Source organism: Niastella sp. sgz303648 (assembly GCF_059587045.1).
In genome coordinates this window covers 25,762-45,995 of the sequence record NZ_JCAPSW010000030.1, presented here as the reverse complement: position 1 = coordinate 45,995, position 20,234 = coordinate 25,762, and the positions used below count along the sequence as shown (strand labels likewise).

Annotated in this window: 19 protein-coding genes; 17 read left to right on the top strand and 2 right to left on the bottom strand. The window is 40.2% G+C overall.

Annotated features, from left to right (window positions below; genetic code table 11):
• Positions 1-575: transposase family protein (locus AC59IL_RS38095; RefSeq protein ID WP_496557504.1), on the bottom strand; the 575-nt coding region annotated here is incomplete at its 3' end.
• Between the two features lie 113 nt (positions 576-688).
• A complete protein-coding gene (locus tag AC59IL_RS38090) occupies positions 689-1,117 on the bottom strand; it encodes a hypothetical protein (RefSeq protein ID WP_496557503.1) in 429 nt (142 codons plus the stop codon).
• Between the two features lie 22 nt (positions 1,118-1,139).
• Here AC59IL_RS38090 and AC59IL_RS38085 point away from each other — a divergent pair, with 22 nt between their 5' ends.
• The 17 genes from AC59IL_RS38085 (at position 1,140) to AC59IL_RS38005 (ending at position 20,164) form a co-directional block, all read left to right on the top strand.
• Positions 1,140-2,495 carry a hypothetical protein gene (locus tag AC59IL_RS38085; RefSeq protein WP_496557502.1) on the top strand — a complete coding sequence of 452 codons (1,356 nt, stop codon included), beginning with the start codon at positions 1,140-1,142 and terminating at the stop codon, positions 2,493-2,495.
• A gap of 3 nt (positions 2,496-2,498) precedes the next feature.
• Positions 2,499-3,365, top strand: coding sequence for a hypothetical protein (locus AC59IL_RS38080; RefSeq protein ID WP_496557501.1), 867 nt, complete (start codon positions 2,499-2,501; stop codon positions 3,363-3,365).
• 2 nt (positions 3,366-3,367) lie between these two features.
• On the top strand, positions 3,368-3,811 hold the full coding sequence (locus AC59IL_RS38075) for a hypothetical protein (RefSeq protein WP_496557500.1): 444 nt from the start codon (positions 3,368-3,370) through the stop codon (positions 3,809-3,811).
• Between the two features lie 1,327 nt (positions 3,812-5,138).
• On the top strand, positions 5,139-5,384 hold the full coding sequence (locus tag AC59IL_RS38070; protein WP_496557499.1) for a hypothetical protein: 246 nt from the start codon (positions 5,139-5,141) through the stop codon (positions 5,382-5,384).
• Complete coding sequence (locus tag AC59IL_RS38065) at positions 5,381-5,662, top strand: type II toxin-antitoxin system RelE/ParE family toxin (protein WP_496557498.1); 282 nt, start codon at positions 5,381-5,383, stop codon at positions 5,660-5,662. Before AC59IL_RS38070 ends, AC59IL_RS38065 begins: the two co-directional genes overlap by 4 nt.
• A gap of 250 nt (positions 5,663-5,912) precedes the next feature.
• Complete coding sequence (locus tag AC59IL_RS38060) at positions 5,913-7,286, top strand: hypothetical protein (RefSeq protein WP_496557497.1); 1,374 nt, start codon at positions 5,913-5,915, stop codon at positions 7,284-7,286.
• A 7-nt stretch (positions 7,287-7,293) separates the two neighbouring features.
• On the top strand, positions 7,294-8,529 hold the full coding sequence (locus tag AC59IL_RS38055) for an OmpA family protein (protein WP_496557496.1): 1,236 nt from the start codon (positions 7,294-7,296) through the stop codon (positions 8,527-8,529).
• 305 nt (positions 8,530-8,834) lie between these two features.
• Entirely contained in the window at positions 8,835-9,404 is a 570-nt protein-coding gene (locus AC59IL_RS38050) for a hypothetical protein (RefSeq protein WP_496557495.1), read from the top strand.
• 459 nt (positions 9,405-9,863) lie between these two features.
• On the top strand, positions 9,864-10,145 hold the full coding sequence (locus AC59IL_RS38045) for a hypothetical protein (RefSeq protein ID WP_496557494.1): 282 nt from the start codon (positions 9,864-9,866) through the stop codon (positions 10,143-10,145).
• Between the two features lie 447 nt (positions 10,146-10,592).
• A complete protein-coding gene (locus tag AC59IL_RS38040; RefSeq protein WP_496557493.1) occupies positions 10,593-11,756 on the top strand; it encodes an alpha-hydroxy acid oxidase in 1,164 nt (387 codons plus the stop codon).
• Between the two features lie 82 nt (positions 11,757-11,838).
• Positions 11,839-12,687: an NAD(P)-dependent oxidoreductase gene (locus tag AC59IL_RS38035; protein ID WP_496557492.1), complete on the top strand. Its 849-nt coding sequence runs from the start codon at positions 11,839-11,841 to the stop codon at positions 12,685-12,687.
• A 209-nt stretch (positions 12,688-12,896) separates the two neighbouring features.
• Positions 12,897-13,823: an alpha/beta fold hydrolase gene (locus AC59IL_RS38030; RefSeq protein ID WP_496557491.1), complete on the top strand. Its 927-nt coding sequence runs from the start codon at positions 12,897-12,899 to the stop codon at positions 13,821-13,823.
• A 148-nt stretch (positions 13,824-13,971) separates the two neighbouring features.
• Complete coding sequence (locus AC59IL_RS38025; protein ID WP_496557490.1) at positions 13,972-14,880, top strand: dioxygenase family protein; 909 nt, start codon at positions 13,972-13,974, stop codon at positions 14,878-14,880.
• Between the two features lie 204 nt (positions 14,881-15,084).
• Positions 15,085-16,302, top strand: coding sequence for a tetratricopeptide repeat protein (locus tag AC59IL_RS38020; RefSeq protein ID WP_496557489.1), 1,218 nt, complete (start codon positions 15,085-15,087; stop codon positions 16,300-16,302).
• Positions 16,303-17,583: 1,281 nt separating this feature from the next.
• The gene (locus AC59IL_RS38015) at positions 17,584-17,979 is read left to right on the top strand and encodes a hypothetical protein (RefSeq protein WP_496557488.1); all 396 of its coding nucleotides are present in this window, start codon (positions 17,584-17,586) and stop codon (positions 17,977-17,979) included.
• Positions 17,980-17,988: 9 nt separating this feature from the next.
• On the top strand, positions 17,989-18,999 hold the full coding sequence (locus AC59IL_RS38010) for a hypothetical protein (RefSeq protein WP_496557487.1): 1,011 nt from the start codon (positions 17,989-17,991) through the stop codon (positions 18,997-18,999).
• Between the two features lie 40 nt (positions 19,000-19,039).
• Complete coding sequence (locus AC59IL_RS38005) at positions 19,040-20,164, top strand: hypothetical protein (RefSeq protein WP_496557486.1); 1,125 nt, start codon at positions 19,040-19,042, stop codon at positions 20,162-20,164.
• Positions 20,165-20,234: the final 70 nt, after the last annotated feature.

Sequence of the window (20,234 nt, the reverse complement as noted above, 5' to 3'; positions counted from 1 at the left end):
TGCGGGCGGTTATTGTAATCCTCCACCGCCTGCGCAACATATTTAACCAATGCATCGTAATCGGAAATATGGTGATGATATAAGAATCGATACTTTAATTGTTTATTAGCGGCTTCAATCATTGAGTTTGAAAATTCAATATCTCTCTGTGCAATCAGATGTTGAATGATTGGATTTTGACTGCTTCCAATGAATGCTTTCACCGGGCCATAATTTTCTGAACCATCATCACTGAGTAGCTGACAGCTTTGTATTCCTGCCGGAAGCAAATATTCTTCATGCACACTTTCCAGATTCTCAAAAGTAGTTTGTGCTGTACAGATAGTTCGAACGGCAAACCGCAGAATGGTTCTTGAAAAATTATCCTGTATCAGGTGAATAAAGTTTTTGTGATTATCAGCTGTTCTAAATACGGTAACATCGGCATGAATGATTTGTAAAGGAGCCTGAGCCCTAATGCCTGTATCGTGATGCTTTCTTCTGTGAGCAGGCCCGGACCGTTTTAGTTTTAACAGGTTGACATATTTATAAAAGGTGCTGATGCTGAAAAAGCCGGCTCCTTCTTTTTTAATCATTTCATAAACTGATGGCAGAGGCCAGTGAAGAAATCTGGGATCGCTGCAATAATGCTTAATAATTGTTATTTCTTTTTTGAGTAACTGAGCCGGATGTTTAACGATGCACAAATTCAGTGGCGACAAATTGCAGCAGGGAGTTTTTTAAGCTTCAGATAAGCAGAATAGGGTAGTTGTAAAAAGCGAAGTGTTTTGATGAGTCCAAATACGGTGTTGACTTTGTAAATGTTGCCTATAATAGTTTGGGTAGTGTTAAATAATTTATCCTTGATACATACTGCATGATTTGTAATAAACCGTTTGATGGCAATGATACGGATCAACGCTTTATTAATCTGCAACAATTTTTTATTGGAAGAAACCTGCCGGAGGGTTTGAAATAATAGCTGGTTTTGACAGAACCAATCGTAGCCAAAGCAGGCAGCTTTGTCTTTGTGCTGCCAGTCAAAGCGTGTAGAGCGTGGAATATATTGTAATAACTCATTGGGCAGGCAGTTGAGGTAAAACGCTACGGTAATAGCAGGGTGATAGGATGCTTTCATGAAGGGTTAGATAATAGTATTGTTGAATAAAGTTACTGAACGTACAAGAGTGCGACGCAACAGCAGCAAAATAGTACTACAAAAGCCTGGTTCAAAAAAGGATACATTCAGTCATGAGTTAAGCAGCATTACTGGCAATACCAATAACATCAACCGGTACACTGCAAAAGATGCCATAGGATTAACGCTGAATTACTTTGCCAATGATTATGCGGCCATCAATGGACAGCCCTTCCCCGGTTATAGCGGTTATTTAAGTAATTACAGGCCGTTATATAATGGTAACATAAGCAGCAGCAGTGTTTACCAGAAGAAGTTCGATTCGGATGATGTTCCGGGTGGCCCGCTGATCTTTTATAATTACAAATACGACCAGTTGAACCGGCTCACAGCCCAGGACGCCTATAAAGGATTTAATACGGCGACCAATAGCTGGAGCGGCATGACCGGAATGGGCGAAAACCTGAAGGAGCGCATAGCCTACGATGCCAATGGCAATATTTTAAAGTACCTGCGAAAAAGCATAAGCGGTACAACGGGCAATATGGATAGTCTAAACTACTATTACTATGCGGGTACCAATCGGCTGAAACGCATTACCGATAGTATTGAGGCCAATGCATTTGAAGATCCGGAGGGTCGGATAGTTGATATTGATGGCCAGGCCGACAGTAATTATGTATATGATTCAATAGGTAATTTAATAAAAGACAATAAGGAGAATATCACCAGCATCAAATGGAATGTGTATGGCAAAATTCAGGAGATAAACAGAACGGCCACTACGGCAGTACCAGCCACAAAGATTCAATACACGTATGACGCGCTGGGTAATCGCATCAGTCAGATAGTGACCGCCAGCGGCACCAAATATTACACCTGGTATGTACGCGATGCGCAGGGAAATTTACTAAGCACGTATACGTTGGAAGGCAGCAGCACTGATTTGGCCAGTTTGGATTTACTTCAAACTGAGCAATACATATACGGCAGCAGCCGGCTGGGCGTACTCACCGGCAGCGAATCGGTACACGGCGGTCCCGATGGAATGGATTATTATTCCGGCAAATCGTTTGACCGCGGCTGGAAGCAATATGAACTCACCAACCATTTAGGAAATGTACTGGCTACTATCAGCGACAGGAAATTTGGTGTACCTTCGGACACCAGTTCTTTGATAGATCACTATGAGCCGGATATACTCACTGCACAGGACTATTATCCGTTTGGGATGCTGAGTAGGGTAGCAGTTCCGGGTAATGGGCAGACGTATAAGTTTGGGTTTAATGGACAAATGATGAATAATGAGGTGAAAGGATTGGGAAATAGTAATACTGCTATGTACTGGGAGTATGATACAAGGATTGGAAAACGGTAGAATATGGACCCTGTTACAAGAGCAGGGGAAAGTCCTTATGCAGCTTTTCACAACGGTCCCATTATGTTTAATGATCCATTTGGAGATGACCCTCCGAAAAAGCCGGGAATTTGGACAAGATTATGGCGAAGCCTTAATCTTGAATCGTATATGACTCGAGCAGAGAATTACGCCAATGAACATAATATAGATGAGGAAAATATTGTAAAGTTGGAAAATTCCTGGGTATTAATTAATGAGAGTAATACCAATGATGTTCGATTTAGTGTCTTTCGAAAAGCACATCCCGATAGATTCATTTATAATTCTGAATCTAGTCAAAATGATGACCTTAATTTAACTAGAGAGCAGTTGTTAAAAACAAAAGTTTCTGGGAATGATGTACTATTAGTTTCTCTTCCTCAGGCTTCAGTCGCATCTGGCTTGGGTGATGTGATTCAAATGGGGAATAAAAGTAAATCAGTAATAGTTGGAGTACTTGAAAAAACTACAAAGACTTTAGTAGCATACGGCAGACAAATTCGTTTTGGGGTAGTGGGCCATGAAGATGTATTAGTCAAGGGGGTTCACTTGCATTTTGATGATGTTGTTATGAAATTGGAATTGGCTTTGAGGCCGATGCAAAAGGGCGGGATAGGGTTAGTGCAAGTTGGTAAGTTAGTAGGTACTGCAGACGATATTAAGAAAGCTGTTTCTTTATTCAATGAAGCTATGAATAGTGCCAAGTTCAGATCACAGTTATTGATAAGAGTAAAGAAAGCACAAGAGTATGTTCAAGAAGCTTTTAAGTTCACTCAAAACTCACAACTTGCAATTGACAAGGCTCATGAGTTTAATTATCTTATAAAAGCGTTGGAAAAACTACAATAATTATGGAACTGATTGATTTTAAATCTTTTTTTTTGGAAGGTAAGTTTTTGGATTTCGGTTTTGGTACTTCGGAAGCAGAAATTATTAGGAGATTAGGAGTTTCATCTGAGGTTGAAGATTATGGGAAAGGAAGAAAGTTTTTGCATTACAATGATTTAAGACTATTTGTATCAAATGATGGCCTTGAATACATTGATTTCTTTTTTTTGAATACCGAGCTTAGTTTTGCAATGGAAGTAAGCGAAGAAAATTTTGTAATTAATAAGGATTTAAGTATGGCTAAAATGTTGCAGCTTTTAAATTTTAGTGGTCTTAAGTGGACTATACCTTATGAAGGTTCTAAGTTGGACTATATGGTTATTGAAGTAATAAACGGGTTACGTATTTATTACTATTATGAGAGTGGTAAATTAGAAAGAATAACGAAGGTGTTTGGTAATGGGTAATTGGTAATGTGTCAAAGTAGTTGGTGGAAGAAAAAAGTGAGTAAAATCAATACATAGTCTTAGAGCCAGATGTAACAGTCTGGCTTTATTCTCTTTTTAAGCGGTATTATATGGCAATAGCGATCAGCTTTGAAAGTAGGAGATGTGTTGTGTCAAGCAATGAGAATAATTGATTTTTGAACTTTTAAGCGGCGTATTGTAAACATGTAATGTTTGGGCTATGGCCTGAAAGATAATTCCGTGCAACGTCTATGAACTTTACACTATAAGGCGTTCGGATATCCGGACGGTAGTAAAAGCAAGTTGTAAAGATTGAAAGTTGAGAAAGCTGCAAGTCTAAAAGTAGAAAGGGAAGAAAAAATAAAAACGAATCGGATTCTTTTATAGAAGAATGCTTTTGATTAGAAACTATGATAGCAGCACTTTGTTTTCCTGTTTTCCGTGAACCTTGCCGCTTTGGCAAGTTGAATTTGTGAGGCAAACGCCTGCCGATTAGGTAGTTGGCCATCCAATACTTCCCAAGGTGTAACCCGTGTAATATGTGGTGCGGGCGGTTATTGTAATCCTCCACCGCCTGCGCAACATATTTAACCTGCGCATAATAATCTGGAATATGGTGATGATATAAAAAGCGCTACTTTGTTAGCTGCTTCAATCATTGAGTTTGAAAATTCAATATCCCTCTGTGCAATCAGATGTAAATGATTGGTTTTTTACTGCTTCCAATGAATGTTTTAAACGGGCCATTTTCTGAACTATCATCGCTGGAGGCTGACAGCTTTGTAAGCTTGCGGGATGCAAATAATTTTCATATACGATTTTGAGGTTGTCAAAAGTGGTTTGTGCGGAACAATTAGCTTGTACAGCCTGCTGCAGGTAGCTCTTGAAAAATTATCCTGAATGAGATGGATATAATTTTTACGATTATCTGCTGTTCTAAAAACAGTAACATCAATATGGATAATTTGAAACGGGGCGCTGGCTTTGATGCCTGTATGATGTTGTTTTCTTCTGTGAGCGGACCCGGAACGTTTTAGTTTTAATAGGTTGACATATTTATAAAAGGTGCTTTGATAAAACCAATCGTAGCCAAAGCAGGCAGCTTAGTCTTTGTGCTGCCAGTCGAAGCGTGTAGCGTGGAATATATTGTAATAACTCATTGGGCAGGCAGTTGAGGTAAAACGCTACGGTAATAGCAGGGTGGTAGGATGCTTTCCTGAACAGGTTAGATGAATGGCATTAAGCAATGTAAAAAACACAAACAACAGGGATTACCCGTTTGGATAATAGTTAAAAATTAGTAAATTTGTTGAAAATCAATGTGTTTATGACAGCAGCTAATATTCGTCAAAAATTGCATCAGTACATAGATAAAGGCGATGAAAAACTGTTGAAGCTGATGTATGCAGTAGCTAAAGAGTATAATGAAGAAGATGATTTTGAATATGAATTCAGTGAAGAAGAAATAAAACTTTTTGAGGAACGAAGGGCTAAACGTTTAAGTGGGGAAAGTAAAACCTTTAGTTGGCAGGAAGCTAAAGATATGATTACTGGTAAAAAGAAGTTGGAATGAGTTATGAAATAGTATTACAGTCAGAAGCCATCGTCGATATACAAGAAGCATTTGAATGGTACGAAAAACAGGAATCAGGATTAGGGTTTGAATTTATTGAAGAGATTGAGAGCGGTTATCTGAAGATCAGCAAACATCCTTTACATTATACTTCAATTAATGAACGGTTCAGAAGGTTACGAATAAACCGTTTTCCTTACCTGGTTGTATATGAAATCGAAGACAATAATATAATTATTAACTCGGTAAGGCACATAAGCAGAAAATCAAAATACTGAGCTGGAAATTTAAGGCTGTATCAATTCGGTACAGCTTTTTTATTTGAAAGTTTGGGAATTCAGGAAGTGAATCAGTTTGGAAAGTCATTGCAAATTGAAGTGGCTTTTTTATGCTCTAAAACACCCCATATCCTTCAAATTCCACGCTTCCTTTTTTGACTTCACAGAAATATTGTTTATTTATGCATTTCCGGTATCACGGAAGTTTCGTTAACCAAATAATTAACCTTTATCAACCTTCATTAGCATTATGCAAATTCAACTTTTCAGACTCCTTATTGGGATTCTTATTGTCGTTTCTTTTTCAACAAATGTAAAAGCGCAGGATTTTCCCGGAAAAGGGCAAATCAGTGGTATGATCACTATTGATGACAACACCGCGTTTGGACATATTGATATTGGCCCTTTAAATGAAGCATTAATTATTATGAATCAAAAAGGCCAGGTGCTGTGGAATGAACCCATCAGGGGCTATATAAAAGGCGAGGGCAAATGGAACGGCAATGTTATTTTTTTCTATGCTGAAAAATCCAATGGTGGTCCTTTACATGCAGCAATCGTTGACATAAAAGAAAAGAAGATTGTCAAAGACAAGATTATTTATGATATTCCTAAGAAACCTGGCGGTGACATATATGTTGAAAATGACCCCGGTTATAATTTTAGCCACCTCTTGTTTCGAAGTAATGATAATAGTCCGCTGATCACAATGATAACATTGTCTGCAGATCTGGAAATTTACACAAAAGTATTATTACCGGCTGATAGCAGAACATTTATTGGCATTCATACATCAAAACAAGGCGACATCTTTCTTACCAGTATGGTTGATAGTAAGCTGATCGCTGAGCAATTCGACCGGGAAGGCGAGTTAAAGAACAAACTGCAGGTTGAACTTGATATAAGAAATAAAAGCTATTTTACGGCTATAAGCAGGCTCGATACATTTGCTAATAATACACTGGTTGCCATACAATATGTGAATACCAATAAAGACAAAGCAATCAGTTTGTACCGGTTTGATTTCGACGCCGCAAAGACGAAAGCAGCATCTCCCGTAATGCTCGATAAAGCGTATTTTGAGGCATTGGAAGAAAAGGAGCCGGAGGCTAAAAAAAGATTGAAGCCCATTGATGAAATGGTGCCGGTTGATATATTGACTACCCCGGATAAGGTTATACTGGTAAAGGAAATCCGGACTTTATATAGCACCCCCAGATCTGTGGCAGCGCTTAATACCGCAGCCATTGTTTCTGTATTTAATAAAGAGTTGAAGCCTTTACATGAAACCGTTCTGAATAAATATTACGAGGCTTATGCATCCTTTAATTCGCATTTAATCAGCTTTATTCATAATGAAAAGTTATACGTTCTTTCCCCGGAATCGGCAGGTATAGCAACCTTTTACGATTATTGTTATATTATTGATTTATCAGCTGATAAAAAAGTGAAGAAGAAACTTCCCAATGTATCAGGCCTGATTGACGCTGCCTCCACTATTTTGTTTAAAAATAGTTGCATTCTTGGATATGTGTCTAAAGATTTCGCTATGTCGAAAGGGAAAACGAATTTACAGGCAATGAAGTACGAAGAAATTGAAAAACTGGTGAATGCTGACCGGTAAAGTACTTATGAAATCCGCTGTTCTGTTCATTATATTTTTATGTATTGTAAGCGAAAGCATGCACGCCCAGCCGAAAAGTTTTACCAAAACATCGGCTTTTGGCGTGCATGTGTCGTTTACCGATTTTACAGGCGCAGATAGTTTATCTGCATTTGGCAGGTATGCGAAAACCGGCCTGGCGTTAAATTTTCAGAATACAATTACTGAACATTGGAGCTACAGTGTAACATTGACCGGTTCGTTCCCTGATTTCAGAGATAAGAAAAACAGCAGCAGCGCCGGTGTAAAGCAATTGCTGCTTGAAGCAGATGGCTCCCTGCAAAGAAAATTGCTGTCGTCAAACAGCCGCTTTCAGCCCTATATACAGGCTGGTGTTGGCATATCTGCTTATAACAGTTATTATGGAATTTTTATCCCTGCCGGCTTGGGTTGTCAGGTAAATATTACCCGGGATGTTTTTTTGCTTATCAATTCACAATACCGGTTGCCGGTTACCAACACGCAATCGCAGCATTTTTACCATGCCATCGGTATTGCAGGTACTATAAGCCGCAAAAAAGTAACAACAATACAACCGTTAGTGGTACAACCGCTCCCTGTAAAAATACCTCCACCCATCGACTCTGATGGCGATGGCATTGTTGATACCGCCGATGCATGTCCGCAAATCGTTGGCGTAATTCGTTATCATGGCTGTCCGGTGCCCGATCGGGATGCAGATGGAATAAATGACGATAATGATCTGTGTCCTGATATTAAGGGTGTTGCTGAGCATAAGGGTTGCCCCATTCCCGATAAAGACCAGGATGGGGTAGAAGATGCACTGGATAAATGTCCCGACATGGCAGGAAGTGCTGCCAATGAAGGTTGTCCTGAAATAAAAGAAGAAATCAAAACCCGTATAAATCGGGCTGCCACACAAATTTTCTTTCAAACCGGCAGTTACCGGTTGTTGCCAAAGTCGTACCAACCTTTAAATGAAGTTATTCAGATGTTGAAAGAAAATCCTTCCCTACGACTTACTATTGAAGGTCATACCGACAACACAGGCACGCTTTCGGGTAACCAGCTACTCAGCGAATACCGCGCCCGTACTGTAATGCAATATTTGTTAATTGGGGGGATTAATGGAAAGCGATTAAAAGCAATTGGGTACGGACAAACCCAACCAATTACAGAAAATACAACACCTGAGGGCAGAACTAAAAACAGAAGAGTGGAATTTAAGCCCGCATTGCAATAAAAACAGCTAATCAAAAATCCATTCACCCCAACTTCTGCCAAAGCCCACCACATAATTAGGTAGCCACCACCACATTTTCCATCCGCCGATTCATGCGGTTATTATTTTTGTGTTGTTAATCGTTGCTGATGAAGCTTCGCTTAATGCCAAACGGGAGAAGCGACTTGTGTGGCATTTCTTCTGAAGCAATGGTTAACAAACGAAGGCAAGGGTTTCGGGTTGTACTAAAAAAATCAAAAAGCAATCCGCATAACTTAACCCTTCGGGTCCGAAACAATATTCGTTCACTCTCAAAAGCCAAATGTATGGCAAACATCGACTATAACCTGCTCGTGCGTGGAGCAAGGGGTAATATGGGTAAGCAATTCGTTTACCGTAAACGCGGAAACAAAACTTTTATCGGGCGCATGCCTGTAACCAAAGATGATGCGGTTCCTACAGACAAACAGGAAAAAGTACGTGATCTGTTTGCAGCTGCATCGTCGTATGCCCAGGGCGCAGTTGCCAATCCGGAACTGAAAAAGTTATACGGTAAAAAAGCAAAAGCCGGCAAAACAGCCCTTAACATCGCATTCAGAGATTATCTGAAAGCGCCGGTAGTGAAGGAAATCGATACCGAAAAATACAACGGTACACCCGGATCGACGATCGACATCGTTGCGAAAGACGATTTCATGGTGGCCGAAGTAACAGTAAGTATTGTCACTGCCACAGGCACACTGATAGAAGAAGGCAATGCCGTTTTGAATTCCATCGACAGAAATAAATGGACCTACACGGCCAGGCAAAGTAATGCCTCGCCGCCAGGTACTGTAATCAACGCCATCGCCCGCGATTTACCGGGCAATAAAGGGGCGCTTTCGATTACTATTTAGTTGTGTTGATGTTTTTTGTAAAACCAATCCCTCTGCATATTCGCAGGGGGATTTTTTAATGTGATACCGCAACGCTTTTTTGCACCCGAAAATAAATTTTACAATCCGGTAGCCTTCTTTTTTTAGTTGTGTGTCTTAATATATAGTGGGGCGCAAATAATACAATTAGCAATAAACAATTGACAATTGATAAATCGAAAAGCAGCATCACGAAAAGAAAAAAGAAAAATTCTTTTTAAATCCTTAGGAATTTTTGCCAATGATGTGTTTTAATATATCGAAGAGGGGAACATAATCAATAGGCAACAAGCAACAAGCAATAAGCAATAGACAATAAGCGACAGGCTCTTCTGACAACAGACTTTAAATATTTTTTTCAAAACCACATAGTACTTGCGTTTTATTCATTCGTATTCATGAAACATAGTGCAGTGTCTTTAACCTTTTAAAATCAATGTTATGAAAAACTATTCTTTACATCTTCAATGCTTACAGCTATACAAACAAATGTTGCATGAAACCGCCGGTTGTGAAAGTAAACCTTCAGGTGAAGCTAAATGGATAGAGTGGGGGTGTGGCGATGTTGTTCAGTCGTGGTTCAGGGTCGAAAGAATGGCCGATGGATATCAGTTTGTGAGCGACGAAGAAGAAACATGTTTTTTGAAGATCTGGATGTCCAAATATGCAGGCTGGGTTAACTTCTTACATTATTATACCGATCCTTTGGTAGCAGCCGGATGAATCTCAGTCAATAGGCAATGGGCAATAAGCAATAGTCAATAGTCAATAGTCAATAGGCAATAGGCAATAGGCAATACCCAATACCCAACACAATTAGCACCCGTACCCTTTAACCCCGTACCTTTTATCACCCTTGCCCCTTTGTTTTGTTTTAGTGAAAGTCCGCCTTTGTGAACGATTGAATGCCGGGGTTTGTATTTACTTACCCTTTCTTTTTAGCGTAGTTACATTTTTACAGGTTTGGGTCTGATTTCTTTTCCGAAAGTCTCACGCAAAAGCGTCCCGCCATTGCGGGACGCCTTTGCGACCCATAAAAAAATATAAGCAATATATACAGGATAGTAAGTTGAATTATCCTTTTGGGTATAGAGTCCCGGGAAACATATAGAGCAGGATGCATTGCTTCAACAAAAGAACTAATTTTGCGCATTTGAAATCTTATAGTCAATGAGTAAACAAGTTCCCAAATTGAAGTATAACACCAGTTATCCTTCTATCGATGACCTGCGCAACAAAGCCAGAAGAAAAATCCCAAAATTTGCCTTTGAATACCTCGATGGTGGATGCAATGAAGATGTAAACCTGCATAAAAACACGGCAGAGATCAGAGAGGTTGAATTAGCCCCTTACTATCTCAGCAAGCACAAAGGGTCGTACCTGCAAACCGAATTGTTCGGTCATGTTTACGATGCGCCCTTTGGCATTGCACCTGTTGGGCTACAGGGGCTCATATGGCCCAATTCGCCGCAGATCCTTGCCAAAGCTGCCCTGCAGCATAATATCCCTTTTATACTGAGCACGGTTACTACTGCCGACATTGAAACGATCAGCAAAATCACCGAAGGCAAGGCCTGGTACCAGCTGTACCATCCTGCCGAAGATGCGGTTCGCGATGATATATTAAAGCGGCTCGAAGCCGCTCAATACCCCGTGCTGGTACTGCTGAGCGATGTGCCTTCATTTGGGTTCAGGCCAAAAGACATTCGCAATGGACTGGCCATGCCGCCCCGGATGACGCTGAACAATATTCTTCAGATCATGACGCGGCCCGAGTGGGCATTTAAAACTTTGGTTCATGGTACGCCCGGTTTTGCCACGCTGAAGCCTTATATGCCAAAAGGATTAAATATGAAACAGCTGGGGCTGTTTATGAACCGCACCTTTGCCGGCAGACTGAATGCCGATAAAATTGCGCCCATTCGTGATAAATGGAAAGGGAAAATTGTAGTGAAAGGAATCGCCACCGAAGCCGATACGGAGATGTGCATCAAACTGGGGGTTGATGGTATCATTGTTTCGAACCATGGCGGCCGTCAGCTCGATGCTGGTCAGTCGGCCATCAAATCAATGCACCCGATCCTCGATCGCTATAAAGGAAAAATAAAGATAATGATGGATAGCGGCCTGCGTTCGGGGCCCGATGTTGCCAGAGTAATGGCTTCGGGCGCCGACTTTACGTTCATGGGCCGCTCGTTTATGTACAGTGTGGCCGCCCTGGGCGATGAAGGTGGCGATCATATTATATCTATGCTGAAAGTTCAATTGCAACAGGTAATGGAACAGGTTTGTTGCGAGCAGATATATGATTTGACGAAGCATATTATCAAATAAATCATTCCGGTTGATCAAACATTTCCAGGTGCGTTGCACTTTGGAAATGTTTGCTTTTTTTTGAACATCAAATTGAAATAACATGAAGGCATTCTTAGGCATGGGCCTGCTGGGCTCAAACTTTGTAAAGGCAATGTTGAAAAGAGGCGAACAGGTACAGGTATGGAACCGTACTGCATCGAAAGCTTTTGAACTGGAGGCTTTTGGTGCGAAAGCATTTTCGAATGTTAAGGACGCCGTGAAAGGTGCATCGGTCATTCATTGTACGTTGAAAGATGATGCTTCGGTTGACGAAGTGTTGCAGGCCGCCGCTGAGGCTCTTGAGCCGGGTGCCATCATCATTGATCATACTACCACTTCAAAAGAAGGCGCCATAAAAAGAACAAAGGAGTGGAAGGAGAAAGGTTTTATCTACCAGCATGCACCGGTATTTATGGGTCCTGTAAATGCATTGGAGAGCACCGGATTCATTCTGTTGTCGGGCGATCAGGATATGATCAGCAAACTGGAACCCGAATTATCAAAGATGACCGGTAAACTGCTTCATTTTGGTTCAGAGGTGGGCAAGGCTGCTGCCATGAAACTGGCCGGTAATTCTTTTCTGATATGTTTAACGGCCGGTTTAAAAGATACCCTGTTTTTATCAAAAGCACTGGGTGTTTCGGTCGAAGATCTTATTACCCTGTTCAACTCATGGAACCCTGGCACACTGGTAGAAGCCCGGTTAAAAAGAATGACCGGTGATGATCATGCGCAACCATCATGGGAGCTGGCAATGGCGCGTAAAGACACGCAACTGTTTATTGAAGCTGCGCAACAGGGCGGCATACATCTTACCTTATTGCCTGCTATTGCCGCGCTGATGGATGAATGGATAGCGAAAGGATTTGCAAACCACGACTGGACCATTATCGGCAGGGAACCGCTGTAAAATTTTAACCTGTTAAAATAGAAAAATGATACGGCCTCTTGCAAAATAATACAGGAGCCGCTCTGATTAAGGGCAGCTCTTTTTCTTTTTAGAAACTATCACATGCCGCGGGAAAAAAGTGCAATAAATGAAGACATTGATACATTGACCCGGGGGCTGCCCACAAGTAGTTTTGTGCTATCAAATTGAATCACAAAAAATAACACAAAATGAAAAGTTGGGTAAAAAGAAAGAGTTTGCTGGTTGTGCTAACAATGGTAACAGGCATGCTTGCTTCAAATTTAGCTAATGCACAAACAAAAAAACAAAACGCTGCTGCCGGCAGGGAGGAATTTATTGAAGTAGAAAAGAATGTAAAATTGCATGTAACCGATTTGGGCGAAGGAAAATCGGTAGTGTTAATACATGGATGGCCGTTAAGCGATGCTATGTATGAATATCAATACCAGGAGCTGGTTGAAAAAGGTTTCAGAGTGATAGGTATTACGTTAAGAGGTTTTGGCAAATCGGATAAGCCTTACGGTAAATACAATTATGATGTGTATGCCGATGATATTAAAGTGGTGTTGGATAAACTGAACATTCAAAACGCTACACTCGGCGGTTTTTCTATGGGAGGCGCTATTTCAATTCATTATGTAGCCAAATATAATAGCGCCCATGTTGCAAAGCTGGCTTTATTTGGCGCTGCCGCGCCTGTTTGGACAAACCGCCCCGACTACCCGTATGGCTTTTCAAAAGATGCAGTAAATGGTTTGATTGCATTGAGCAAAACCAACCGCCCCGAATTGCTGCAGAACTTCGGAAAAATATTTGCAGCATCTGAAACTGCTGTGCCAGCAGGTATTGGCAATTGGCTGGGCGCGATTAACCTCGAAGCTTCGCCTTATGCTACCACACAAAGTTTGATAGCGCTCAGAGATACTGATCTTCGGCCCGAATTGAGCAGTATTAAAATTCCCACCGTTATTTTTCATGGTGTAAAAGATAAGATCTGTGAATTTGCACTGGCAGAGCAAATGCAAAAGGGAATTAAAAATGCTACCATAGTTCGTTTTGAAAATAGCGGACATGGATTGTTTGTTGAAGAAAGAGAGAAATTTAATAATGAGCTGATGAAGTTTGCAGAACAGTAATTAGTTGCCAGTTACCAGTTACCAGTTACCGGTTACCAGTTACCGGTTACCAGGTACCCGGTAACTGGCAACTTATTTATCGCACTAACCTTTAGGTAACTGCCGTGCAAAAACTTATAAACTATTTTTGCGTTAGTAATAAGCAATTATGGAGCGCAAAGAATTTTTACAATCAATATTAGCAGTTACAACTATGGGGAGCCTGAGTAGTTTTAAAAAATTTACCGATACGCTTTCAGTACAGGGCACGCGGATGCCCGTGCTTTTTACATCGCATGGTAATCCGATGGATATACCATTGTCGAAGGAAGAACGGCCGTTTTGGAATTCGTTGTTTGAACTGGGCAAAGGCCTGCAAAATAAGTTTGAAGTAAAAGCCGCCCTTGTTGTGTCGGCGCATTGGTGCACCCGGGGAACTTATGTAAACATATCTGCCGAACAAAAGCAGATATATGATTACTACGGATTTCCCGAAAACTATTACGATCCGAAGTATCATGCCAAAGGATCGCCCGATATAGCGCATGAAGTGAAAAAAATAGTTCCATCGGTTACCGAAACAACAGATTGGGGGTTAGACCACGGCGCATGGCCCATGCTGATGCATTTATTTCCTGATGCCAACATACCTGTTTTTCAAATGAGCATCGACTATTATGCAAAACCATTGTATCACTATGAGTTGGGTAAGCAGTTGAAATCATTGCGCGAAAAAGGGGTGCTGATTATCGGCAGCGGGTCGCTCATTCACAACCTCGATCTGGCCATGCAAAAGTTCAGGAAAAACGATATGACGCCGTATGGATGGGAAGCAGAGTATGATGCCTGGATTAAAAAGCAGATTGACGAAAGAAATTTCAATAATATTATCAATTACGAAAGTAGTCACAAGCTGGGCAAGCTGGCTGCACCCACGCCCGATCATTATGTACCTGTTTTGTACAGTGCGGGTTTAATGGATGATAAAGATGAGGTGAACTATTTTTATGAAAGCGCCGCCGGAATACCTGCGTTCAGCGAACGGAGTTTTATTGCAGGTGTGCAGGGCAATGTATAATGGCAATAAAGAACCAGATTTGTGAGCCACAATGGCCTGATAAAGTCGATATGCAAGCTTAAGCCATTGGTTATTAATAAGGTATAGGAGGCATTGGGATGGGGATAATGTACTGAGCGCAACTATTCGTTATTTGATGATTTATTTATATTTTGTAGCGATAGTTGTAGTGAAAGATACGAACCCGAACCCTGTCGCTTTCTTATGAAAACACGCATTGCTTTCGCACTCGTTGGGCTGTTGATTGCCCTTGAATCCTTTGCACAACCCCACCGGTTAGAGAACTATCGGCATATTCTAACCGAAAAAGAAAAAATAAAAGGATTCGAAAAAGACACAGGATATATCAACCTCCTGGCTGAATTTTCTACCTGTTTTTACGAAATAAATCCGGATAGTCTGCTGTTCTATTCCCAAAAAGCATATCGCTATGCTGAAGACATCCATTATGAAAAAGGAGAAATGGAAAGTTTTTGCTCAATGGGGTATTTCTATTCTTTGACTGGTAACTACACGCAGATGCTTTCCTTTTACCAGCAGGCCCAGGCCCTGGCCGAAAAAATAAACGATAAAGAGGTTGAGCTCAATATGCTCAGAAATATCGGCAATTTTTATTTGAACACGGGAAAGGAAGCAGAAGCATTGCAGAATTTTAATAAGGCGTATAAGATGGCGGGTGACATAGGAAATATTGTAGCAAAAGCCTACCTGCTTGTTGACATGGCCGCCATCCCTCTTCTGCGGCATGAGTATGACCGTGCACTGGCATTATACCGCGAGGCACTAAGGGTAATAAATGATCCTGACGGATTTGTTGCCGCTTTTGTACGAGTTGATATAGGCAGTGTACTGTGTGAAAAAAAACAGTATCAGGAGGCGGTGCCTTACTTCCAAACTTCGCTGGATTATTATTGGCGCACCCATGATAAATTAGGCAGAATGAACACTATGATTGCCCTGGCAAATGCCTGCCGGGGGCTTGAACAAACAGATACGGCCATTTCATATGCTATGACAAGTCTTTCATTGGCAAAAGAAATTAAAAACAAAGATGGAATAAAGAATGGAGCGGAATGTTTGGCCGGTTTGTATGAAAAAAAAGAAGATTATCGCAACAGCCTTACATATTACAAATTATATAAAGCGATTTCAGATAGTATCTTCAACGAAGATACCCGTAAAAAAACAGTTGAGCTGGAGGCAAAGTTTGTTTATGAGAAAAAGGAAGTACTGTTAAAACAAGCGCAGGCCAACCATGTAAGGGCGCTGAATTTCGAAATTGCGATAGCCCTTATTTCAGCTTTATTGATGGGCGTTCTCATTGTGTTTTTCCTTTTTCCCAGATGGTTACGCCGGTTACCGCATTTCAGGGATCTTCCTCCGGAGGAAGAGTATAAAGAAAAAAAACTTACGTATTTGTAAATAGTTCGTGTGGCCATTGCTGATATATACAGTCTGGGCAATGATTCCAGGGGGCAAAAAAATAGGACAAGAGGAAAAAATCCATCTTGTCCTGTGAAGTGCCTCCGCCGGTACAATTTTCGATATGGGGATTTGAGAAGGTTAGCAAAGATTGTTAGTTGATCGGATTTAGGAGATGAGTTGCCTAACCAAACGCTCTCGTATCACTGTACGCTTCCATTAGTGTTTGTTTTGGCAAAATAGTGGTGGAACATTTTTTTTACGTTAAGTGCTTCTATTTATTTTTTAAAACGAATAACTTTTTAAATAATATATGTATGTATCTTTGAATCGCGATTGAAAGTATAGGTAACATTCCAAAGACAACTTTTCTTCAGGTTACTAACGGATCGTCTTTACTAATTTTTTCCATATATCCATTCCAGACATCCCCCCTATTTTTTGGGTTATGAATGATCAAAGCAGTACCGTAATTCACAAACAGCTCCGTGAAGGCTATCTCTTACCTGGTCGTTAAAGGCAAGGCAGGAAAGCTATATTCGTAATCCTAAGTTTTTCCCTATGGCAGAAGGAATTATAATACTGTGACTGAGCTGCTCGCAAAAAAGCAGTAAAAAAGGAATTAATTCGCGAACTATTCAAACTCATTTAATTTACCCTAACAATTCAAAGGAGGTTATTATGCCTTTCTTTAATAACACCCTGCCTGAGCAATCAAAGAATTTCAGCAACGAAAACTTCATGAAAAACTCAAAGCAATATATCCGTAGTCACGGTGTCGATTTTCTCCAGGATAAAAATATCTTTCGATAGGCATTAGCTATAAGATAGTAAATACAAGTCATTAAAGGTAACTGCAACCATAGGTTTCTGTTGAGGGTTTAATCGAATTGACAGGAGTGATGATATGGAAGCTAAGTCGGCTGTTGTATAAGAAAAGCAACGCATCACATTTTGGGTTATATGAGCCTGAAGATTTAGTAATAAAAACACTGATTTTAAGAGGAATAAACGGCAGCGTTAAAAATAAAAGGCTCTCGGTTGAGGTAGTACAGTTAGGTGAAGTAGCCCCAAACCTAATTACCGCAATTTATTTGGTCAGATAAAGTATTATAAAAATGGATTGCCTGAATATTTAAAAAAAATCCAGGAGTGAGACTTTGATTTATTATAAAGTGAATAGACAAAATGTTTTGGGGTTAAAGCTGAACACCCTTTAAGAAAGTAAGCAACCGGATAGCCGAAAACGGTAACTAGAGTAGGCATAATAATTTCTCCCTTATGGCACGTGATTGTAAAATTGATCCCCAGGGTGGTGCTATTACTATCCAACTATCAGTTGATAATGGATTAATAAGTGGAGGCGATTTTAAAGTTTATGAATTTTTGACAGGGAAAGTAAACGATAATCTTAAAATTAATACCGACAAATCAGGAATAGGAACTAACGAAATCAGCATACTCGCTTCAGATCTAATAGGACAAGTCCTGAGCTGGCAAGTTCTCACCTGTGCTGCAATTATTACTGATACCGGTAAGTTATCAATAAAGATTTTGCAGGATGGTATTTTACGTGATACAATGCCATTAGCAGACTATGATCTTAGTGGCGTTCCTAATTGTTCTATCAACCATGCCTTACCAGTTCAAGGAGGTTTACATTTCAAATCACTTTAAAACTATCTTATGAAAAAGGCTTTATTTTTTATTGGGTGTATTCTTATGTTTTCTCTTATCAATGGCCAGGATACCTCTAGTGCCTATAAGTTTATTTTAGATTATCAGGTACCATCATCGCCAGCCTTTAACGTATTGGATATTTCACCTCAGCAAGTCACAAGAGGTAGTGCAGCAAAACCTCTGGTCGCGAACCTGTTTTCAAACTTCCTCGAAACAAAGAAATTTGATCCGGGCATTGCATTAGATTTTTCTCCTTTTATATTACTGGGTGGTGGATTTAAAAATATACATGACTATCAAAACAACGATATAAAACGTGTTTTAGCCAACACTTTAATTTCAGTAGCATCTATAAAAAATTCGGCCAACGCAGATAACACAGATATCGGCTTAGGGCTACGAATCACTTTACATGACAGCAGAGATTTATTTTATGATAAAAATTCATCGATTACGGATTCCATAGGTCATAAATTAGCACAATCTGCTGTTGCTCCTGTTAAACCCGGTGGCGTGACGCCAGATCAAATTGGGCCTGCCGTCCCCGTCGATCTTGCCGACATTTATGACGAAGCATATCGACGAGTAAAAGATAAATCAGGGTATGCTCTATCACTCGGAGCAGGTTATAGAACTACAGCAAATAGTTCAAGTTTAAAAAGGGACAGTCTCTTTAATAAACAATACGACGTCTGGAGTTCGTATAGCCTATATAATTTGTTTCCCGGGGCTGATCTCTTAGCTCTTTTACATGGAAGATTTGGAGAAACTGCACCTGAGTGGAAGAGTGGTATTGCTCTCACTAGTCAAAACAAATATTCCAATATTGCAGCCGAGCTGGTATATAATACTTTAACAAGAGAATTAGAGTATGGAGCAAACTTTGAAATTAAAATCGTAAGGCAATTTACATACATAGTCTCTCTCGGAAAACGAAGTAATGACTTAAGAGATGGTATCAGACAAGAGAAGTTTAGAATAGTTTCAAGCTTTAGACTGAATTTAATTTCGAATTGATGTAAATACGCTTATTTAAACTTTTGCAAATTTAATTATCATGTTTGATATAGAAATGCTCGATGTAGCAATAGGAGTGATATTCGTCTATCTGCTTATGAGTCTCATATGCACAGCTATTAATGAGTTGATAGAATCAAAATTAAAAAAACGTGCTACTGATCTTGAACAAGGAATTCGAGAATTATTAAATGATCACAAAGGGACAGGATTTGCTAAAGACATTTATAATCATCCTCTCATTTATGGCCTTTTTAGAGGAAACTATGATCCCCGCAAAATTAAAAATGCCAATAACCCTAAAGCTAATATCAAAAACATTCGTTATGAGAGTCGCTCAAATCTGCCATCATACATTCCTGCTACTAATTTTGCATTAGCGCTCATGGATGTATTGCTTCCCGCAAAGGCTACGAGCCCGGGAGGAGCAGCAGGTGCTATTGCTCCTTCAAACAATTCATTACCCACTCCTAATACTTCAGGGCTCCAAATACCTCCTGCCAACCCAACTCCCCTGCAACCTTTACGTGCAGCTGTTAGCAACATTGCCAATACACAACTGCAACAGGCATTACTAACAATGATAGACGCAGCAGGCGATGATGTAACTAAAGCAAGAAAAAATATTGAGGACTGGTATAACAGCAGCATGGATCGGGTATCCGGATGGTATAAGAGGCGGGTACAGCAAATTCTATTTCTAATTGGTTTCGCAGCTGCAATAGCAACGAATGCTGACACATTCGCAATATTTAAAAGCTTAACGAACGACAAACCTCTTCGCAACGCTCTTATTACAGGGGCAACAAAAATAACCGATACTTCAGTTAAAAAAACTACGTCGTTGAACAGTCTGCAAACCGATGTGGAAAGTTTAAAGAAATACGGTTTGCCAATTGGTTGGAATTGGAGAAATTATTTTAACAAAAATGCAGTTCCGAATTATGACGCTATTCCACAATTTGATTCTGAAAGATTAGGATTAGGGAATTCTTTATTGCCGTGGTTAGCTAAAATAGCTGGATGGTTTGTAACTGCTCTCGCCATCTCTTTAGGTGCGCCTTTCTGGTTTGATGTGTTGAATAAGTTCATGGTCATTCGATCTACTGTCAAGCCAACTGAAAAGAGTCCTGATGAAGGATCGGAAGATAGACAGAAAAAATAAACAAAGAGACAGGGCTAATACTCAGCTATTTTTATTTGTCTGCTTTTGAAAGAACAAGAGCCATTTAGGA